Annotated in this window: 12 protein-coding genes; 4 read left to right on the top strand and 8 right to left on the bottom strand. The window is 60.9% G+C overall.

What is annotated here, in order from left to right; all coding sequences use genetic code 11:
• Positions 1-18 precede the first annotated feature (18 nt).
• Together antC and ACIO0C_RS25490 are read left to right on the top strand one after the other, a co-directional pair.
• Positions 19-1038 carry an anthranilate 1,2-dioxygenase electron transfer component AntC gene (gene antC / locus ACIO0C_RS25495; protein ID WP_401316223.1) on the top strand — a complete coding sequence of 340 codons (1020 nt, stop codon included), beginning with the start codon at positions 19-21 and terminating at the stop codon, positions 1036-1038.
• Between the two features lie 43 nt (positions 1039-1081).
• Positions 1082-2485: an amino acid permease gene (locus ACIO0C_RS25490; RefSeq protein ID WP_401316221.1), complete on the top strand. Its 1404-nt coding sequence runs from the start codon at positions 1082-1084 to the stop codon at positions 2483-2485.
• A 64-nt stretch (positions 2486-2549) separates the two neighbouring features.
• On the opposite strand, the gene kynA is transcribed toward ACIO0C_RS25490, so the two are convergent.
• Both kynA and kynB read right to left on the bottom strand, forming a co-directional pair.
• Positions 2550-3404 (bottom strand): tryptophan 2,3-dioxygenase, encoded by an 855-nt coding sequence (gene kynA, locus ACIO0C_RS25485; RefSeq protein WP_401316219.1) that lies wholly within the window; start codon positions 3402-3404, stop codon positions 2550-2552.
• On the bottom strand, positions 3401-4066 hold the full coding sequence (gene kynB / locus ACIO0C_RS25480; protein ID WP_401316216.1) for an arylformamidase: 666 nt from the start codon (positions 4064-4066) through the stop codon (positions 3401-3403). Before kynB ends, kynA begins: the two co-directional genes overlap by 4 nt.
• A gap of 276 nt (positions 4067-4342) precedes the next feature.
• Between kynB and ACIO0C_RS25475 the strand changes: the two genes are divergently transcribed.
• Entirely contained in the window at positions 4343-4687 is a 345-nt protein-coding gene (locus ACIO0C_RS25475; protein WP_007946320.1) for a cupin domain-containing protein, read from the top strand.
• 57 nt (positions 4688-4744) lie between these two features.
• Here ACIO0C_RS25475 and mmsB read toward each other — a convergent pair whose 3' ends face one another.
• Together mmsB and ACIO0C_RS25465 are read right to left on the bottom strand one after the other, a co-directional pair.
• A complete protein-coding gene (gene mmsB / locus ACIO0C_RS25470) occupies positions 4745-5632 on the bottom strand; it encodes a 3-hydroxyisobutyrate dehydrogenase (RefSeq protein WP_401316214.1) in 888 nt (295 codons plus the stop codon).
• Between the two features lie 10 nt (positions 5633-5642).
• Positions 5643-7169: a CoA-acylating methylmalonate-semialdehyde dehydrogenase gene (locus tag ACIO0C_RS25465; protein WP_008063832.1), complete on the bottom strand. Its 1527-nt coding sequence runs from the start codon at positions 7167-7169 to the stop codon at positions 5643-5645.
• A gap of 149 nt (positions 7170-7318) precedes the next feature.
• On the opposite strand from ACIO0C_RS25465, the gene ACIO0C_RS25460 reads away from it, so the two are divergent.
• Positions 7319-8266: a LysR family transcriptional regulator gene (locus ACIO0C_RS25460; protein WP_401316211.1), complete on the top strand. Its 948-nt coding sequence runs from the start codon at positions 7319-7321 to the stop codon at positions 8264-8266.
• 16 nt (positions 8267-8282) lie between these two features.
• Here the strand turns inward: ACIO0C_RS25460 and ACIO0C_RS25455 are convergent, their stop codons facing one another.
• The 4 genes from ACIO0C_RS25455 to recC form a co-directional block, all read right to left on the bottom strand.
• Entirely contained in the window at positions 8283-9296 is a 1014-nt protein-coding gene (locus ACIO0C_RS25455) for an acyltransferase family protein (RefSeq protein ID WP_401316209.1), read from the bottom strand.
• 224 nt (positions 9297-9520) lie between these two features.
• Complete coding sequence (gene recD, locus ACIO0C_RS25450) at positions 9521-11620, bottom strand: exodeoxyribonuclease V subunit alpha (RefSeq protein WP_401316205.1); 2100 nt, start codon at positions 11618-11620, stop codon at positions 9521-9523.
• Positions 11617-15309, bottom strand: a complete 3693-nt coding sequence (gene recB / locus ACIO0C_RS25445) for an exodeoxyribonuclease V subunit beta (protein WP_401316202.1) — start codon at positions 15307-15309, stop codon at positions 11617-11619. The genes recD and recB overlap by 4 nt, the downstream gene beginning before the upstream one ends.
• Positions 15306-18758, bottom strand: coding sequence for an exodeoxyribonuclease V subunit gamma (recC, locus tag ACIO0C_RS25440; RefSeq protein WP_401316199.1), 3453 nt, complete (start codon positions 18756-18758; stop codon positions 15306-15308). The genes recB and recC overlap by 4 nt, the downstream gene beginning before the upstream one ends.
• Positions 18759-19021 lie beyond the last annotated feature (263 nt).

Raw genomic sequence — 19021 nt, 5'->3', positions numbered from 1 at the left:
GCCCCTGGAGACCGAGGCATGAATCACAAAGTAGCGTTCAGCTTTGCCGACGGCAAAACCCTGTTCTTTCCCGTGCAACCCAACGAAATCCTGCTCGACGCCGCCCTGCGCAACGGCATCAACATTCCCCTGGATTGCCGCGAAGGCGTCTGCGGCACCTGTCAGGGTCGCTGTGAATCGGGCGACTACAGCCAGGATTACGTGGACGAGGAAGCGCTCTCGAGCCTGGACCTGCAGCAGCGCAAAATGCTCACCTGCCAAACTCGGGTAAAGTCCGATGCGGCGTTTTATTTCGACTTCGCCTCCAGCCTTTGCAACGCCTCGGGTCCGGAACAACTGAGCGCAACGGTGACGGACGTCAGGCAAGTTTCAGCCAGCACCGCAATCCTGCACCTGGATCTCGGCACGACAACCCCACTGGATTTTCTGCCAGGGCAGTACGCCCGGTTGTCGATTCCGGGAACCGAGAGCAAGCGCTCCTACTCGTTTGCCAATCGGCCGAGTGAACACAATCAACTGCAATTTTTGATTCGCCTCTTGCCCGACGGGGTGATGAGCAACTACATCCGTGAACGCTGCCAGGTGGGCGACGAAATCATTCTGGAGGCACCGCTGGGTGCCTTCTATCTGCGGCATGTGGCCAAGCCGCTGATCCTGGTGGCGGGCGGCACCGGGCTGTCCGCCCTGCTGGGCATGCTCGACGACCTCGCCGAACGCGGTTGCGCGCAGCCGGTGCATCTGTACTACGGCGTGCGCGATGCTGCCGACCTGTGCGAACGCGCACGGATCGAGGCCTACGCCGAACGCCTTCCGGGGTTTCGCTACACCGAAGTGGTCAGCGATCCAGCGCCACAGTGGACGGGAAAGCGCGGCTACATTGCCGAGCATTTCGACATCAGTGAGCTGCGCGACGCGCCGGTCGACATGTACGTCTGCGGTCCGCCGCCGATGGTCGAGTCGATCAAGGACTGGCTGCAGACCCAGGCACTGGAAAGCGTTCACCTGTATTACGAAAAGTTCACCGAGAGTAATATCTGATCTTTCAAATCAGGCCTGACAACAATAACCAGAAGGGAACGAGATGGCGGATGAAATCTTGCAACAGGGAACGCTCAAGCGGGGGTTGAAGAATCGACATATTCAACTGATCGCCCTGGGCGGGGCGATTGGCACCGGGCTGTTCCTGGGCTCTGCAGGCGTGCTCAAGTCGGCCGGACCGTCGATGATCCTCGGTTATGCGATTGCCGGGTTCATCGCCTTCCTGATCATGCGCCAGTTGGGCGAGATGATTGTCGAGGAGCCGGTGGCAGGTTCCTTCAGTCACTTCGCCCACAAGTACTGGAGCGGTTATGCCGGCTTCCTGTCCGGCTGGAATTACTGGGTCTTGTACGTGCTGGTGGGCATGGCCGAGCTGACGGCCGTCGGCAAGTACGTGCAGTTCTGGTGGCCGGAGATCCCGACCTGGGTCAGCGCCGCGGTGTTCTTCGTGCTGGTCAACCTGATCAACACGATGAACGTCAAAGTCTTCGGCGAGATGGAGTTCTGGTTCGCGATCATCAAGGTCGTGGCCATCATCGGCATGATCGTCCTGGGCTGCTACATGCTGTTCAGCGGCACTGGCGGCCCGCAGGCGTCGGTCAGTAACCTGTGGAGCCACGGCGGTTTCTTCCCCAACGGCACCACCGGTTTGCTGATGTCGATGGCCTTCATCATGTTCTCCTTCGGCGGCCTGGAACTGGTCGGCATCACGGCCGCTGAAGCCAGCGAACCGAGGAAGGTGATTCCCAAGGCGATCAACCAGGTGGTGTATCGCGTGTTGATCTTCTATGTCGGCGCACTCACCGTGTTGCTGTCGCTGTACCCCTGGGATCAACTGCTGCAGACCCTCGGCGCATCCGGCGATGCCTACAGCGGCAGCCCGTTCGTACAGATCTTCTCGCTGATCGGCAGCGACACCGCCGCGCACATCCTCAACTTCGTGGTGCTCACCGCGGCGCTCTCGGTCTACAACAGCGGCGTCTACTGCAACAGCCGGATGCTCTACGGCCTGGCCGAACAGGGCGACGCACCGAAATCGCTGATGAAACTGAACAAACAGGGCGTGCCACTGCGGGCGCTGGGTATCTCGGCGCTGATCACGATGCTGTCCGTGCTGGTCAACTACCTGGCGCCCCATGAAGCGCTGGAGTTGCTGTTCGCCCTGGTGGTCGCCTCGTTGATGATCAACTGGACGCTGATCAGCCTGACCCACCTGAAGTTTCGCAAGATCATGGGCCAGCAAGGCATCGTGCCGGGCTTCAAGTCGTTCTGGTTTCCTTTCAGCAACTACCTGTGCCTGGCGTTCATGGCCATGATCATCTGCGTGATGTGGATGATTCCGGGCATACGCGCCTCGGTCATCGCCATCCCGGTGTGGGTGACGATCATCTACCTGTTCTACCGGATGCGTGTGGCGCGCGATCGCGGCTTGCCCGTCGCGCAATAATCCTGCTCACCAACAAAAAGCCCCGGCATTCATCGAATGCCGGGGCTTTTTAATGCTTGTCAGATCAAAGGGTCGAACGCACCCGCCACAACTCCGGGAACAGTACGGTATCGAGCATCTTGCGCAGATAACCCACCCCTTCAGTGCCGCCAGTGCCCGGTTGAAAGCCGATGATCCGCTCAACCGTGGTGACATGGCGGAAGCGCCACTGGCGGAACGAGTCTTCGAGATCGATGAATTTCTCGGCCAGCTGGTAGAGGTCCCAGTAACGCGACGGATCTTTGTAAACCACACGCCAGGCCGCTTCGACCGAGGCGTCATGCTGCGTCGGGCCGGACGGGTCACGCTCGAAACGCTGAGGGTCGATCGCCAGTCCGGCGTTGGCCATCAAGCGAATGGCTTCGTCATACAGCGAAGGGGTGGCAATGGCTTTTTCCAGCTCCTGCAACAGCTCCGGCCGATGGGCGTGGGGGCGCAACAGCGTCGCGCTTTTGTTGCCCAGAATGAACTCGATTTCACGGTATTGAAACGACTGGAAGCCCGACGACTGTCCCAGGAACGGCCTGATCGAGTGGTACTCGGTGGGCGTCATGGTGGCCAGCACCGTCCACGCATGCACCAGCTGATCGAAGATCCGCGAGACCCTCGCCAGCATCTTGAAGGCCGGCGGCAATTCACCCAGCCGAACGTGTTCGCGGGCGGCCTTGAGTTCGTGCAGCATCAGCTTCATCCACAGCTCGGAGGTTTGGTGCTGGATGATGAACAGCATCTCGTTATGGTCTGGCGACAGTGGGTGCTGGGCACTGAGGATGCGCCCCAGGTCCAGGTAGTCGCCATAGCTCATGGAGTCGGAAAAATTCAGCTCGGCGTTATGCCATTCCTCTGTCTGATTGGCAGGCGAATACGGACATTGGCTCATTGAACAGGCTCCTCATGCAGCGGTGAATTCAGTGGACGCAAGATAGCCCTGACCGGGCTGGCGTCGAGATTGGCAAAGCGCAGCGGCAGCGCGATCAACTCGTAATCCCCTTCCGGGACGTCATCGAGCACGATGCCTTCGAGAATGGCCATGCCGTGGTGCGCCACGGCGTTGTGCGCATCCATGGTCTTGGATTGCTGCGGGTCCAGCGACGGCGTGTCGATACCGATCAGACGCACGCCGAGACTGGCGAGCAGGTCGACGGTGTCTTTGGCGACCGCCGTGAATTCGGGGTCCCAGGTGGTCAGCGGCGCCTGTTGATAGGTGCGCAGCAGCACGCGTTCGGGCAGGTTGGTCAAACGACCTTGCAGTTGCTCAGGCTGCACCAGTGCATCGCTGTCCAGGCAATGCAGCACCCGGCAAGGCCCGATATAAACATCGAGCGACACATCGCCAATGGCCGCGCCGTCCTTGCTGTAGTGCAGCGGCGCGTCGACATGGGCGCCGGTGTGCGGCGACAGCGTGATGCGTCCGACATTCACCGGGCATTCGGGCCCCAGCGTCCAGACGCGTTCTTCCTGAAACGGCGTGTCCCCCGGCCAGGTCGGTGTTGCGGTACTCAAGGGCGGGCTGATGTCCCACCAAGACATTGTTTTTTTCATTGCACAGCTCTCGGCCTTTTCCGAGGTGAATGATACGAGCGATACCTGTGCATGTTCTTGCAAATACGTTCGAAAAAGCCTGGGGCTTTCGCACAAACTGCCAGATATCGGCGGTTTATCGAGTGGAAATTTCAATGGCCCCGCAGCCGATGGCAGGCCTCGAGCGGGTGATGGCCGCTGCGTTTCTGGATACCTCGATGTCGAACACAGACAACTGATCCCGGGGCAGGCCCTATAGGGTGCGTCTTCAGCTCTCCCCCAAACGCCGGAGTCATCATGACCGCACCGATTACCGTTCTTCGCGACACCCATCCGCTGCCCGTACTCGACGCCTGCAAATGGGAAAAACTCGAAGGCGACCCGCACACCGTCAACCTCAACGCCTACACCAGCGAAGATGGCAGCAAGATCATGGGCACCTGGATCTGCACGCCGGGCAAGTGGTACGTGGAATACGTGAAGTGGGAATACTGCGACTTCCGCGAGGGCTACTGCATCATCACCCCTGAAGGAAAAGAGCCGATCCACCTGCGCGCCGGTGACATTTTCGTCATTGAGCCGGGGATGAAAGGCACCTGGGAAGTGGTGGAAACCGTGCGCAAGTATTTCGTGTTTGCCTGATGCAAAAAAACCGGGAAATCACCCGACGTGATTTCCCGGTCAATGTATTGAATCGTTTTATTGCGGCTTGCGATAACCGTTGATAATCGCCGAGAAGTCACTGCCGCCTTCCCCACGCAGGCTCATCGCCTGATACAACTGTTGTGCCACCGCGCCGAGCACCACCGGCTGGTGCGCCTGACGTGCCGCTTCCGTGGCCAGCCCCAGATCCTTGAGCATCAGCTCGGCGCCGAAGCCACCGGTATAGCCGCGCGAAGCCGGTGCCGTTTCGACGATGCCCGGCCACGGGTTGTACATCTCCGAACTCCAGCAACGTCCGGTGGAGCTGTTGATGATGCCGGCCAGCACCTTGGTGTCGATGCCCAGCGCATCACCCAGCGCCATGGCTTCGCTGACACCGACCATGGAAATGCCCAGCAAAAGGTTGTTGCAGATCTTGGCGATCTGTCCGGTACCGACTTCGCCGCAATGGACGATGTTGCGGCCCATCTGCGCCAGCACCGGTTGCAGGGTCGCGAAGAGTTCCGGGGTTGCACCGACCATGAACGTCAAGGTCCCCGCCGCGGCGCCACCGGTACCACCGGAGACCGGCGCATCGGCCATGGCCACGCCCTGTTTGGCAGCGGCGGCGGCCACGTCACGGGCGGTCTGCGGATCGATGGTGCTGCAATCCACGGCTGGCACACCCTTGCCGATTCCGGCGAGCACACCGTCTTCACCCAGCCAGACGCTACGTACATGCACGGCAGCGGGCAGCATGGTGATGACCATTTCCGCACCTTGCGCCGCCTCACGGGCCGAAGCGCTGATGCTGCCGCCCAGTTGCTCAAGCTCCGCCAGCACGGTCTTGTTCAGGTCGACCAGGCGCAGTGAATGGCCGGCCTTGATCAGGTTGCGCGCCATCGGCGCGCCCATGTTGCCCAGACCGATAAAAGCGATGTTCATGTCCGGCTCCTTAACGCAGGTTGATGGTGGTGTTCACACCGTCGTTGACGCTGTCGTCATCGAACCAGCGGCTGGTGACGGTCTTGGTCTGAGTGTAGAACTGCACCACTTGCTTGCCATACGGGCCGAGGTCGCCGAGCTTGGAACCACGGGAACCGGTGAAGCTGAAGAACGGGACCGGCACCGGAATCGGGATGTTGATGCCGACCTGGCCAACGTCGATTTCGTTCTGGAACTTGCGCGCCGCCGCACCGGACTGGGTGAACAGGCCCGTGCCGTTACCGAACGGGTTGGCGTTGACCAGGGCAATGGCCTCGTCGAGCGTATTCACTTCCAGCACGACCAGCACCGGACCGAAGATTTCCTGGGTGTAGATCTGCATGTCAGTGGTCACACCGGAGAACAGGGTCGGGCCGACGAAGTTGCCCTTCTCGTAACCGGGAACCGTGATTTCGCGACCATCGAGCTCCAGTTTCGCGCCTTCCTTGATGCCGCTCTCGATCAGGTCGAGAATTCGCGCCTTGGCCTTTTTCGAGATGACCGGACCGACATCGGTGCCCGGCTCGCTGCCGGCATTCACCTTGAGTTTCTGCGCCAGCGCTTTCAAGTCTGGCAGCCATTGCTTGGCCGCGCCGACCAGCACCACCACAGACGTGGCCATGCAGCGTTGACCGGCCGCGCCGAAACCGGCGCCCACCAGCGCATTCAGCGCCTGTTCGCGATTGGCATCGGGCAGCACCACGGCGTGGTTCTTCGCGCCCATCATCGATTGCACGCGTTTACCGTGCTTGCCGGCCAGGTCATAGACGTGGGTGCCGACCGCCGTCGAGCCGACGAAGGAAACGGCCTTGATGTCTTTGTGGGTGCAGAGCGCATCCACCACATCCTTGCCGCCGTGCACCACGTTGAGCACGCCGGCCGGAACGCCGGCCTCGATGGCCAGCTCCACCAGCAGCATGGTCGACATCGGATCCTGTTCGGACGGCTTGAGCACGAAGGTGTTGCCGCAGGCGATGGCCATCGGAAACATCCACAGCGGAATCATCGCCGGGAAATTGAACGGTGTGATCCCGGCGCAAACGCCAATTGGCTGACGCAGGGTGTAGGTGTCCACGCCGCCCGCCACGTTTTCAGCGAACTCGCCCATTTGCAGGCTGCCGATGGAGCATGCGTGCTCGACCACTTCCAGGCCACGGAAAATATCGCCTTCAGCGTCGGCAATGGTCTTGCCCTGCTCGGCGCTCAGGACCGCCGCGATGCGCTTGGAGTGTTCACGGATCAACGCCTGGAGCTTGAGCATGATGCGCATGCGAGCGCCGATCGGCGTCAGCTTCCAGGTCTGGAATGCGCGATGGGCAGCGCTGATGGCAGCGTCGACTTCTTCAGCGGTGGCAAACGGCACCTTGGCCAACACTTGCTGGGTTGCCGGGTTGATGATGTCGTGCCATTCAGTGGTCTGGGATTCGACCCACTGGCCATCGATCAACAGTTTGACCTTTTGCACAGTGGTCTCGTTTGGCGTAAGCGAAGCGTTCATGTGGGTCTCCGAATCTTTGTTTTTATTCCAGGAGCCAGGGCGAAAAGTCACCCTGCGATTAGACGTGTGCCGCGAATTGGTGATCGAGCTGTTTTTGGAGTATAGATGTGCAAACTTCTAATAAGAACGCACATAAAAGCCGGACCATCATGCAAAAAAACATCACGTCTCTAGGCTCCCTGAACTGGGATGACCTCAAGTTTTTCCTTGAGGTCTCCCGTACCCGCAAGGCCAGCACCGCGGCCAAACGCCTGGCCGTCGACTACACCACCGTGTCGCGGCGCATCAGTTCACTGGAAGCTTCGCTGGGCACCTTGCTGTTCGAGAAATCCCGGACCAGCGGCTTCGTCCTGACCGCCGAAGGCCAGCGCCTGATGGGCTACGCCGAGTCGATCGAAAGCACGCTGCACATGGCCTGCGAGCAGGTATCGGGGTCCGGCGTGGCGTTGTCCGGCCATGTGCGCATGGGCTGCACTGAAGGTTTCGGCAGCTTTTTCATTACCCCGCAACTGAGCCACTTCGTCGACGCCTACCCGGCGATCTCGGTGGACATCCTGCCGCTGCCGCACTTCATCAGCCTGTCCAAGCGCGAGGCCGACATCGTCATCGCCCTGGAACGCCCGGAGCACGGGCCCTATGTCTGCTGCAAACTGACCGACTACCGCCTGCAGCTGTATGCGACCCAGCAATACCTCGACAAACACCCGGCGATCCGCCGCCCGGCCGACCTGGGCAAACATTCGTTCATCAGTTATGTCGACGACCTGGCGTTCAGCTCCGAGCTGCTGTACCTGGCCAACGTGCTCCCCGGGGCCAGCGCCAATTTGCGCAGTACCAGCGTGATCGCGCAGTTCGTGGCTGCGCAGCAAGGGCGATCGCTGGCCATCCTGCCGTGCTTCCTTGCCGCCCAGGACCCACGCTTGTTGCCGGTGTTGCCGCAGGAAATCAATATCACCCGGCAGTTCTGGATGTACTGCCGGGAGGATTTGAGGAAGCTCAAGCGGATCACCCTGTTGTGGGATTACATCCGCGCGGTGACCGAGCAGAACCAGGACCTGTTGATGGGTGACAGTCGGCAGATGCTGTTTGCCGACTGAGGACCTTCAAAAACGTTCAGGTTGTAACCGGTTGGCGGCCAGCCACTTTCCTGGACAATGTCTTGCCAAAAGCAATCCACCATTTTTCATAATAGAAAGTGGAGATATGCGCGGTGATGAAAATCGCGGCGAACAACAACGGACGCTTCAGATATTTAACGACGGTATCTCCACTACCCAGCCATGTATGTGCCAGCAGTGGATGAACAACGTAGAGCGCATAGGAAATGGTGGCGATATAAAACAGAACGCGATTGTTCAGAAGCTGGGCAACAACACGTGCCTGGCCATTGACTAACGTGCTCCCCACCATGGCTGCGGCAATATAGGGGCGCAAGTAGTTCATGAAGCTTCCGTCGGGATGACTGGACACGACAAACAGGACGAATAAAATTATTTGCACAACCCATATTTGCTGCGGAAGCTTAACAAGGTTGCGGCCCAATCCTTTGTGGTATATCAGTGCAAGTAAGCATCCAGAAAGTATTTCATCAATGCGATAATAGGTGTTGATCACGACATGAGCATCGTTCATGACCCGGTAGGTCGTGACAGCGAGGGCGAGAAAAGGGATCAGCACCATCCACCTTTTCCTCATCAGAACGACCAGCAACGCGATGGCCACATAAAACTGGACCTCCATGCACAAACTCCACAGATGGCCGTTTACATTGCCAAGCCACATGGGCGGCCAGTTGGCAAAGAAAAGAAAGTTTGCGATGTAGTAATCCGGAGGGCTGCTCATGATAGGTAGAACAATTGCCATGTATAACCAGGCAAGAGGCACAATCCGAAAGAACCTGCGGATTAAAAAATCAATGACGCTGTCGTTCTTGAGCAGGAAACTTGTTATCAGGAAACCCGACAGTGTAAAAAATATGGCCATACCCATGACGCCTGCAGCGGAATTCAACTGCAAAATCTTTGGGCCAAGTGGTAGCAAGTGACACGCCAGGACCAGCAAGATACTTATGCCGCGCCATCCATCAAGTACGTTTAATCGAGAGCCTGCTACGGAACTATCACTCATATTGGCATTCGCTCTTTGGATATGAAAACCCAATAGTCGTAGCAGTGAACATCTCATGGAGCCAGACCATTTAAGCCTGAAGTCTAGGCCACCTTTTGAGCTTTACACTTCACGCCATGATAAAATTTTGTCGCGAGCCAGTGGCTGAATAACTGGTTTTTTGACGTTGCTTTCATGGCGTGAAGTGCATCGTCCACTTTTTGGCAGATGCACTGCGAGCGCTGTCAGTCGCTCGCCTCCTTGAGTTCCAGCATCAGCCCGCTCAAGCGTTTGACCCGGCGCCGTACCGCCTCTTCGAAGACGCCTGCCCGAGGCTCGATCAATGTGAACCAGTCCTTGGCCCGGGTGATGCCGGTGTAGATCAGCTCCTTGGTGAGCACCGGGTTCAGGGTATCGGGAAGGATCAACGCGGTGTGGGCGAATTCCGAGCCCTGGGACTTGTGCACCGTCATGGCGTACACGGTTTCGACATCATTGAGTCGGCTGGGCAACACAAAGCGCACACCGCCCTGTCCGTCGTTCCTCGGGAAGGCTACGCGCAGCACCGGTTTCCCGGCCTCGGGCCCCTCGCGCTCGGGGAGCTTGAGGGCAATACCGATGTCGCCATTCATCAAGCCCAGGCCGTAATCATTGCGGGTCATCAGCACCGGCCGACCTTCGTACCACTGCTGGTCACTGTCGATCAGCCGTGCCTTCAGCAAGGCGTCAGTCACCCGCTGGTTCAAGCCTTCCACGCCCCAAGGGCCTTTGCGCACCGCGCACAACAACTGGAAGGTGTCGAATGCCTGCAGGACCTGCCGGGCCCAATCGGTCCAGCGCACGTCTTCCAGAGGACAATCGAGCGCTGGACGCTGGTTGCGCAGCAGGCTCAAGTAGTAGCGGTAGCCTTGCGGCCCCTCACCATGACCTTCGAGCAACAGGCGCTCCAGCGCGCGATCCTGTTCATTGCGCAGGGACAGGCAGAACACATCGTCGTGGCTTCGCGCCGCCAACAATTTCCTGGCTTGCGCAGGCTGTTGCTGGTTCACCCAACGGGCCAACTGGCCAATGCCGCTGCCTTCGCCGAATCGCCGCGAGTGGCGCAACATCACCACTTGCTGGGCCAGCGGATGGGTGCCTTGGGAATCTTCCTCCAATCCGCTGGCGTCCAGGCTTTCGCCACTAACGGCCTGCAGCCACTGGCGGGTCTGCGGGCTATACCAACCCGCTTCGGCGTCGCGACACAGATCCCCCAGCACGGCACCGGCCTCCACCGACGCCAGCTGGTCCTTGTCACCCAGCAGTACCAGGCGGGCATGGGCCGGCAGCGCGTCGAGCAGGTTGGCCATCATTTCCAGGTCGATCATCGACGCTTCATCCACCACCAGTACATCCAGCGGCAAGTGATTGCCGGCGTGGTGACGGAAATGCCGCGTCCCCGGGCGGCTGCCGAGCAGGCGGTGCACGGTGGTGACGTCAGAGGGAATTTTATCGCGGATGGCTTCAGTGACTTTCAGCGTGCGCACTTGTGCGCTGATGGACTCAGTCAGCCGCGCCGCGGCCTTGCCGGTGGGCGCGGCAAGACGAATGCGCAGTGGCTTGCCCGCCTCTACCGCCGGGGCCTGGAGTAAAGCGAGCAAGCGCACGACGGTGGTGGTCTTACCGGTTCCCGGACCGCCAGTGACGATACTGAAAGCACTGCGCGTCGCCAGGGCGCAGGCGAGTTTCTGCCAGTCGATGACCTCACCGGGCCTGGCCGGACCGAACAGCCCCGTGAGGCGCTGCAACAAATCATCCGGCGTGCTTTCTTGCGCCGCCAAACGCTCACGCAAAGCATTGTCGATACGTCGCTCGTAGGCCCAGTAGCGCCGCAGGTACAGGCGTTTGCCGGCCAACACCAGGGGCCGCTGTTGCACGCTGTCGCGCTCGTCCGCAGCCAACGCAACCAGGCTGCTGGCTGCCAGCACCTTGCACCAATGGGCGCCATCCAGCGCTTCCAGCAACTGCGAAGGCAGCAACATCGTGCCCCCTTGCAGGTCACCTTCCGGTGGCAGCGACAGGGCGAAGTCCGGCTCCTTGAGGGTCTCGAACAGATCCAGGCACACATGCCCGTGCCCCAGCTGGTGACTGGTCAATGCCGCCGCCAGCAGCACCAGCGGATCATCGTCCGGGGCCAGTTCGTGGAGAAAACCGACGAAGGCCTTGTCCAGTGCTCGCAACCAGCCGCGCTCAACCCAGCGCGTGAGCAGCAGCAACAGGTCTTCGGCGCGACTCAATGGGGTGAGTTGCGCCAGGCTGTCGGCGCTCAGTGGCGTCGACAGCACATCGGCGAAGGTACGGTTCATAGCAGTTCTCCCTGTTCCCAGGCGGGTTCAACCCTGGGCTGCGGCTTGCCCTGGAACAGGCGGTCAAGTTGCTCGATCAACGCCCGGGGCGGGCGGGCGAAAAATACGCCCTGGCTTGGCGCACGGGTACCGCGCAGGAACAGGTACAGCGCTCCTCCGACATGCCGGTCGTAGTCGTAATCGGCCAGCCGGGCCTTGAGCTGGCGATGCAGGGCCAGCAGGTACAGCACGTATTGCAGGTCGTAGCGGTTGTCGAGGATCGACTGCTCCATGGCCTGTTCGGTATAGGCCGCGTCGTCGACCCCGAGCCAGTTGGATTTGTAGTCGGCGACGTAGTAGCGGCCGTCATGCTCGAACGTCAGGTCGATGAAGCCCTTGAACATGCCGTTGAGCATCACCGGTTCGGCGGCCACCCGCGGCACGCCGTTGTGGGTGTATTGGCACACCAGGGCATCGAGCTTGAGCACATCGACCTTGTGGCTGGCGAACCAGAACTCCATCTCGACCCGATACTGGGCCAACTGCCCGAATATCACCGGCGCCTGGCCGCTGCCCAGCGGCAATGGCGACTTGAGCAGATGCTGCAACCATTCACTCAACGTGCTGATCCAGCCCTCCCAGCCACGGCGATTGCAGCGACGGGCGATCGCATCTTCCACGGCTTGTGGGGTGACGGCGAAACCTTCGTTGCCTGCCCATTCGAGCAAGCCATGGAGAAAGGTGCCCGGGTTCGGGCCACGGGGGAATCGATGGATATCGGCACCACCGGCCACCATCTCCCGGGGGGCATGCGGGTCGAGACGTTCGTCGTCGAAGAGTTTCTGTGCCTGCGGGCTTTCGGGCGCCTGGTCACTGCCGATGCTCAGGCTGTCGCCGATGCGCAAGGCGCTGTAGGAGGCAATCCACCAGTTTTCACTGGCCTTGCGTTGCACCGTCAACGGCGCCAGCAACGCCGCGGTGTTCTGCGGTGGATGGTAATGCTCGGAAGTGGCCTCAGGCATTGCGCCCAGGCCAATCGCCGGACAGCCCTGTTGCAGGTCTCGCAACCAGGCCTGCAAACCCGCCGACTCGTTCAGGCAAGCACCACCGCCCAACAGATACCCTAGTGCCGACAGGTGCAGCACCGAACTGTTGCCGTTACCACGCTTGAGATCCGCCACGCCCAGCCAGCAGGCGTGTTGCGCCCGGGTCAGGGCTACATACAGCAGGCGCAGGTCTTCGGCCAGGCGCTCGTCATCGGCCAGGGCAATCAGTTCGGCCGTGGGGTTCAAGCTCACCTGGGCCTTGCCCGCGGCGTCGTGGTAATGCAACGGCAAGCGGCTGCCATCCACCGGTTTGGCTGAACAAATGAACGGCAGGAACACCAACGGGTACTCCAGCCCTTTGGACTTGTGGATGGTCACAACCTTGACCAGTTGCTCATCGCTTTCCAGGCGCAGGATTTGCTCTTCACCCGCCTGGCCCGACAAGGCCAGGTGCTCGGACAAATGCCGGATCAAGGCCTGCTCGCCGTCAAGTTCGGCGGCCGCCTGTTGCAGCAACTCGGACAGGTGCAACAGGTTGGTCAGCACCCGCTCGCCATCGCTGCGCGTCATCAATGCCTGGGGTAGCTTGAAGTCATGCAGCAAGCGTCGCAGCATCGGCAACACACCCTGCTTGCGCCAGAGTTCGCGATAACGGCGGAACTGCATGACCCGCGCTTCCCAGGCCAGTTCGTCCTGGTTCAACTGCTCCAGTTCGGTCAGCGACAGATTCAGCGTGATGCTGGCCAATGCGGCGCGTAGTGGCCGCTCGACGTCCGGCTCGGCGCAGGCCTTGAGCCAGGTCAGCACGTCGTGGGCTTCCTGTGCGGCGAACACCGAGTCCTTGTCCGACAGGTAAACGCTGCGCACGCCTCGGGCCGAGAGCTCGGTACGCACCGCCTGGGCTTCCTTGCCGTCGCGCACGAGGATGGCAATGTCCGAGGGCATCAGGCCTTTGAGTGCCTGGTCGTCACGCACGAACCCCGCAAGGCCTTGTTGCCCGCCGTTGAGCAAGGCGGTGATTTCACTGGCACAGGCGGCCGCCAGTTGCTGGCGATAGACCGCGCCGGACATCGGCTGCTCGGCCGACAGGTGCCAGATGTTCAACGCCGGTACTGCCTGATGATTGATGCGCAGGACCTCTTTGCGTCCCTGGGACTCGACGGGCAGGAACGGCACCGGGTTGTCGCCATTTTTTTCCCGGAACAGAAAGGCCCCACGCCCGGCCTCGCGAGACTCGGCATAGTCGAATACATGGTTCACGGCGCTGACCATGCCATGGCTCGAACGGAAGTTGGTGCCCAGGGTATGCAGGCGGCCAGTGGTTGCCTGACGGGCGCGCAGGTAGGTATAGATGTCGGCGCCGCGGAAGGCGTAGATCGCCTGCTTCGGGTCGCCGATCAGGAACAGCCCGCTGTCGGGGCTGTTTTCTTCAATGCGGTAGATGCTCTCGAAGATCCGGTACTGCACCGGGTCGGTGTCCTGGAATTCGTCGATCAATGCCACCGGGAACTGTTCGCGGATCAAGCTCGCCAGGCGCTCGCCGCCATCGCTTTGCAGCGCCGCATCCAGGCGCAGCAACATGTCGTCGAAGCCCATTTCCGCACGACGGCGCTTTTCCTCTTCGAAACGCGCCCCCACCCAATGGGCAGCGTGTTGCAGCACGGCGGCATCGGGCGTCGGCAAGCCATCGAGACAGGCCTTGAGTGCGGGCATCGCGTCCAGGCCCGGATGATCCGGCGCAGGGCCCTTCTTCCAGGCTTCGGCCATGCCGTCGGGGGTCAGGCGCGTGAAGCCGGTACCGATGTCCAGTTGTTCAAGGGACTCGTCTTCGGCCCAGGTTTTGATTTTCTCGAACCAGGGCTCGAAATACCGCGCCTGCATCTTGCGCCCGTCGACGCTCTTGCTGGCGACACCTTCGTGACACAGGGCCAATAACTCGTCGGCCCACTGGCGCCAGGGCATCTTGAGTTCAAGCAAGGCGGCTCGCCGCGCCTGCAGACATTCCGTGATCAACTGAGCCGGTTCTTTACCGGCGAGGGTGTCCCGCTCGCTGTTGAACAGCCCACGGATTCGCGGCAACAAGGCCGCCGGCCCGCCCCAATTACCGCGCACCCAGTTCAACGCATCGCCCTGCATCGGATAACAGAACAGCCGCCAGTAGTCGCGCAGGACTTCACCCAGCAGATCGCTGTGGTCGGTTTCCAGGGTCTGGGTAAACAGGCTGCCGCTGTCGAAGGCGTGCTCGCGCAACATGCGCTGACACCAACTGTGGATAGTCGACACCGCCGCCTCATCCATCCATTGCGCGGCGATGTCCAGGCGATTGGCGCAGCCGGGCCACTGCTCGGGCGCGTACTGTTCACGCAACTGATTGATCAGCCCGTCGGGGGCCGGCGTTTCGTCGCGGAAAAAGCGCGCGGCTTCTGCCAGGCGCGTACGGATACGTTCGCGCAGCTCTTTGGTGGCGGCATCGGTAAAGGTCACCACGAGGATCTGTGGTGGCAGCAGTTCACGTCTGAAACCATTGGAGTCTGCGCCATGGCCCAGGACCAGGCGCAGGTAGAGTGCGGAAATGGTGAAGGTCTTGCCGGTCCCGGCGCTGGCCTCGATCAGTTGACTGCCACGCAGCGGGAACGCCAGGGCCAAAGGTGTCTGGGTGGTCATGGGCGGGTTTCCTCACTGGCCACTGATCGCCAAGGGGCCTCAAGCAGCGGTCGATACAGCGCGTCACACCAATCGGCGAACGTCTCGTCTGCGACCAGGGCGTCGTAATCGGCGAATTGCCGCGCGAGCGCCACGCTTTCTCGACGCTCGCCGTCAGTGGTCAAACCGTCCCCCTCATAGGCCTTGCGAGCAGCGGCCTGGCCCTTGACCGGATCGGTTTGCCCAAGCCATGCAAAGGCGGTCTTGACCGCAATGGGCAGCGGTTGGCGCATGCCTGATTGCCAGGCCAGCAACAGATCGCCCAAGGTGCGCAAGGCACTGTCCTGTGCAATCGGGTCGAGCAGCAGGCTGTCGTCACTGGCCACCAAGGCAGTGGTCATCGGCATTCCGCTGGCGCACGCCACCAGATGGTTGACCCACGGCCGTGTCAGCCGATGCCATTTGCGGGTCTTGATCGAACCGATGCTGTTGGGGATCGTCGTGACCGCCAACAAGCCACCGTCAGCACGTTGATGCAGGCCGCTTAGCCAGCCCTCGATACGCAGGTCATCCACTTGCAGATTGACTGGCAGGGCACTGGCCAGGGGCGTTGGCCACAAGGCCAGGAGCTGTTGATAACGTGCAAGCAGGTCCGGCAAGGGTTCGATCAGCTCGCGTTGCAGGCATTCGCCAAATCCCGCCATTGGCAGCAGCCCACTGTTTTGCAGGCGACTGGCGTGCGCCTCCAGTACCCGGTCGCTGTTATCCAGGTCTGCCAGTGCCGCGCCGAGCAGACTGTCACTCAGGCCATAGCGTTGCAAGGCATCGAGCACAAAGGGTTCTTCATCGGCCAAAGGCGCTTCGGCCGCTTCAAAGAACACCTTCAATCGCTGGCTGAAGAAATGTCGCACCGGGTTGCGCAGGAAATCCTGCAACTGCCCAAGACTCAGCGGCTCCTCCTGGACGTGGGCATCGAGCATCGTGTGGCCAGGCGTTTGCCCGCTGGCTTGATGGAGCACCTGCCATTCACTGGCATAGCTGAACAGGGCATCGCCCTGGTGGAAGTAACGGGCACTGAAGGGTTGCAGCGGGTGCTCCTGGGTCATGGCCTCAAGCAAGTCTTGCTCGGCATCGGCCGATCGCCAACCGCAGGCCAAGTGGTCACGGAGCTGGCCGATCAACACCGATGCCGGGCGCTCGCTATTATCGCGGATGCTGCGACCGACCCAGCTCACATAGAGTTGATCACGTGCCGACAACAAGGCCTCCAACAGCAAATAGCGGTCATCCTCACGTCGCGAGCGATCGCCGGGCCGGTAGTCGCTGCCCATGAGGTCGAAGTCCAGTGGCGGCTGTGCCCGCGGGTAGTCGCCATCGTTCATCCCCAGCAGGCACACCAGCTTGAACGGGATCGCGCGCATGGGCATCAGGGTACAGAAGTTGACCGCTCCGGCCAGAAAACGCTGGGACAACCGTCCCTGATCGAGCCCGGCCAGCCAGGCTTCACGGACCACCGTCAGCGGCAGTTCGTCGTGCAAGCCGACTGACTCACAGTTCTCCAGCCAGGTTTCGCGCAACGTTTCCAGCTGTGTCAGCAAATACTCGTCGTGCTCGTTACTGGCCCGGAAGAACAGCGCCACCAACGCCTGCAAGCGCAGGCTCCATTGCTGGGGCGATGCCGGTCGAGAGAGTTCGTGGTGGGCAATTTCCAGTGCATCCAGCAGCGCCACCAGCGGGCCTATGAGCGCCGCATCCAGCCCACCGATTTCGTCGTAGGGTTCGATGCCGCCACAGGCACCCGAACTGCCAACAGCGTACCCGAGCAACATCCGCCGCAAGCCAAAACGCCAACTGTTTTGCTCCAGAGCCTCAGGCAGGCCCAGGCCTGCACGCTGCTCGGCATTCATCCCCCAGCGGATGCCCGCCCCTTCGATCCAGCGGTGCAGGGTTGGCAGGTCGCGTTCCTCTACGCCAAAGCGCTCCCGGAGCGCGGGGACGTCCAGCAGGTCGAGAATCTCGCTGACCGGGAAACGGCTGTCTGGCAGCTTGAGCAGATGCTCCACCGCGATCAGCAGTGGATCACGGCCGCGCTGCCCCTGGTCTGCGAGGGTGAAGGGTACGAAGCGCGGATCATGGCGCTCCAGCTGACCGAACACCGCGCGAATGTGCGGGGCGTAGGCATCAATGTCCGGGACCATGACAATCACATCCCGGGGCCGCAATAGCGGATCGGCACTGAAGCGCGCGAGCAACTGATCGTGCAGGATCTCCACTTCGCGCTGGGCGCTGTGGGCAATATGGAAACGGATCGATGAGTCTTTGCGCAGATCCACGGCCGGCCAGTGGTCGCGGGTTTCGCCCAGTGGGCGCAACTCAAGGATATCGTCCTGCAACTGGTTGAGCATGTGCAACGGCTGGCTGTCACTGAACAGGTCGATGCGCCCGTCACGAAACGCCGAGCGATAACTGTTGGGATCGTCGTAGCTGTCGAGCAGGTTGATGTAGTCCCGCCCCTGCTTGCCCCATGCGGCCAGTAACGGATGGGCGTGTTGATGCAGGGTTTGCGGGTCGAGAACACCGGGCATGCCGCTCTTGCGCGCCTGACGTTTGTATTGATGGCGCAACAGGTCTTTGTCGGCGACGATGTCTGCCCAATGGTGACGGCAGGGGTTGTGCACGCACAGCAGAACCTGGCTGAATCGAGCCAGCCCGGCCAGGGCCTCGAGGGCTTGAGCAGGCAGCGAGGAAATGCCGAACACGATGACCCGTGACGGTAATCCGCTCGGAGCGACGTCGAGGCTATTGATGCGTTCGATAAACCGCTGATGCACGCCGGCCCGGCTTTGCGCCATCCCTTCTTCACCGACATCCAGCAACAGTGCGCGCCACAACTCTGCCTGCCAGGCATTGGCCGCGGTCAGCGGCTTGGCTTCGCCCCTGCCGTTACGTAGCTGGTGACGACCTTGCGCCCAGTCTTCGAGCCAGTCGGCGCGGTACACCTGGTATTGGTCGAACAGATCCGCCAGTCGCTCAGCCAGTTGATAGCGTTTGCGCAAATCGGGGTCATGGGTGAGAAAACGCTGCAGCGGTTCGAAGTGTGGCTGATTGATCAACTGCGGCAGCAGACGCATCAGGCGCCAGGTCAAGGGGGCTTTATCCAGCAGCGATTTGGCGGGAATTTCGTCGCGGCCCAAGACCATCCGATAGAGCTGCCACATGAAACTGCCGGGGAGCTGCACGTCGATGGCGGCGGCGATTCCGCAGCCCCCCATGTCGTCATCTTCAGCGTCTTCGGCCAGTGCCAGCTTCAGCCATTGCGCGATGCCGTTGCTCTGCACCAGGGCGATTTCATTTTCCAGGGGAGCCAGCGGGTAGCGCCGCATCCAGCTCACCACCAGGCTACGTAACTCGTCCAGGCGATTGCCGTGAACCACCATAAAACCAGCACTGAGGGACGTTGCGTCCGGCATAAAGGCTTCCTTGGAAAGCGCAAATCGAGGGGCGACTTTAACATTGAAGGCGATTGGCTTCATTGTAGGGTAGGCGCGTGGCTTGCCCGCGAAGCATACGCCGCGGTACGTCAGGTACAGCGCGTCATCAGAAAAAGGAGCCAGAAAGACAAAACCCCTACCTGCATACGCAGATAGGGGTTTTGGAATTTAATCTTGACGATGACCTACTCTCACATGGGGAAACCCCACACTACCATCGGCGATGCATCGTTTCACTTCTG

The sequence above is a fragment of the Pseudomonas sp. NPDC087336 genome, assembly GCF_044744285.1.
In the GTDB taxonomy this organism is placed as follows: domain Bacteria; phylum Pseudomonadota; class Gammaproteobacteria; order Pseudomonadales; family Pseudomonadaceae; genus Aquipseudomonas.
The sequence above is the reverse complement of the archived record's forward strand: the minus strand, read 5'-3'. Positions and strand labels throughout refer to the sequence as shown.

Bases quoted from the DNA above. Each gene is read 5' to 3' on its own strand.
- ACIO0C_RS25465 (WP_008063832.1), bottom strand. From the start codon at position 7,169: ATGAACGCTTCGCTTACGCCAAACGAGACCACTGTGCAAAAGGTCAAA.
- ACIO0C_RS25455 (WP_401316209.1), bottom strand. From the start codon at position 9,296: ATGAGTGATAGTTCCGTAGCAGGCTCTCGATTAAACGTACTTGATGGA.
- ACIO0C_RS25490 (WP_401316221.1), top strand. From the start codon at position 1,082: ATGGCGGATGAAATCTTGCAACAGGGAACGCTCAAGCGGGGGTTGAAG.
- recB (WP_401316202.1), bottom strand. From the start codon at position 15,309: ATGACCACCCAGACACCTTTGGCCCTGGCGTTCCCGCTGCGTGGCAGT.
- mmsB (WP_401316214.1), bottom strand. From the start codon at position 5,632: ATGAACATCGCTTTTATCGGTCTGGGCAACATGGGCGCGCCGATGGCG.
- antC (WP_401316223.1), top strand. From the start codon at position 19: ATGAATCACAAAGTAGCGTTCAGCTTTGCCGACGGCAAAACCCTGTTC.
- ACIO0C_RS25460 (WP_401316211.1), top strand. From the start codon at position 7,319: ATGCAAAAAAACATCACGTCTCTAGGCTCCCTGAACTGGGATGACCTC.
- recD (WP_401316205.1), bottom strand. From the start codon at position 11,620: ATGAACCGTACCTTCGCCGATGTGCTGTCGACGCCACTGAGCGCCGAC.
- kynB (WP_401316216.1), bottom strand. From the start codon at position 4,066: ATGAAAAAAACAATGTCTTGGTGGGACATCAGCCCGCCCTTGAGTACC.
- recC (WP_401316199.1), bottom strand. From the start codon at position 18,758: ATGCCGGACGCAACGTCCCTCAGTGCTGGTTTTATGGTGGTTCACGGC.
- kynA (WP_401316219.1), bottom strand. From the start codon at position 3,404: ATGAGCCAATGTCCGTATTCGCCTGCCAATCAGACAGAGGAATGGCAT.
- ACIO0C_RS25475 (WP_007946320.1), top strand. From the start codon at position 4,343: ATGACCGCACCGATTACCGTTCTTCGCGACACCCATCCGCTGCCCGTA.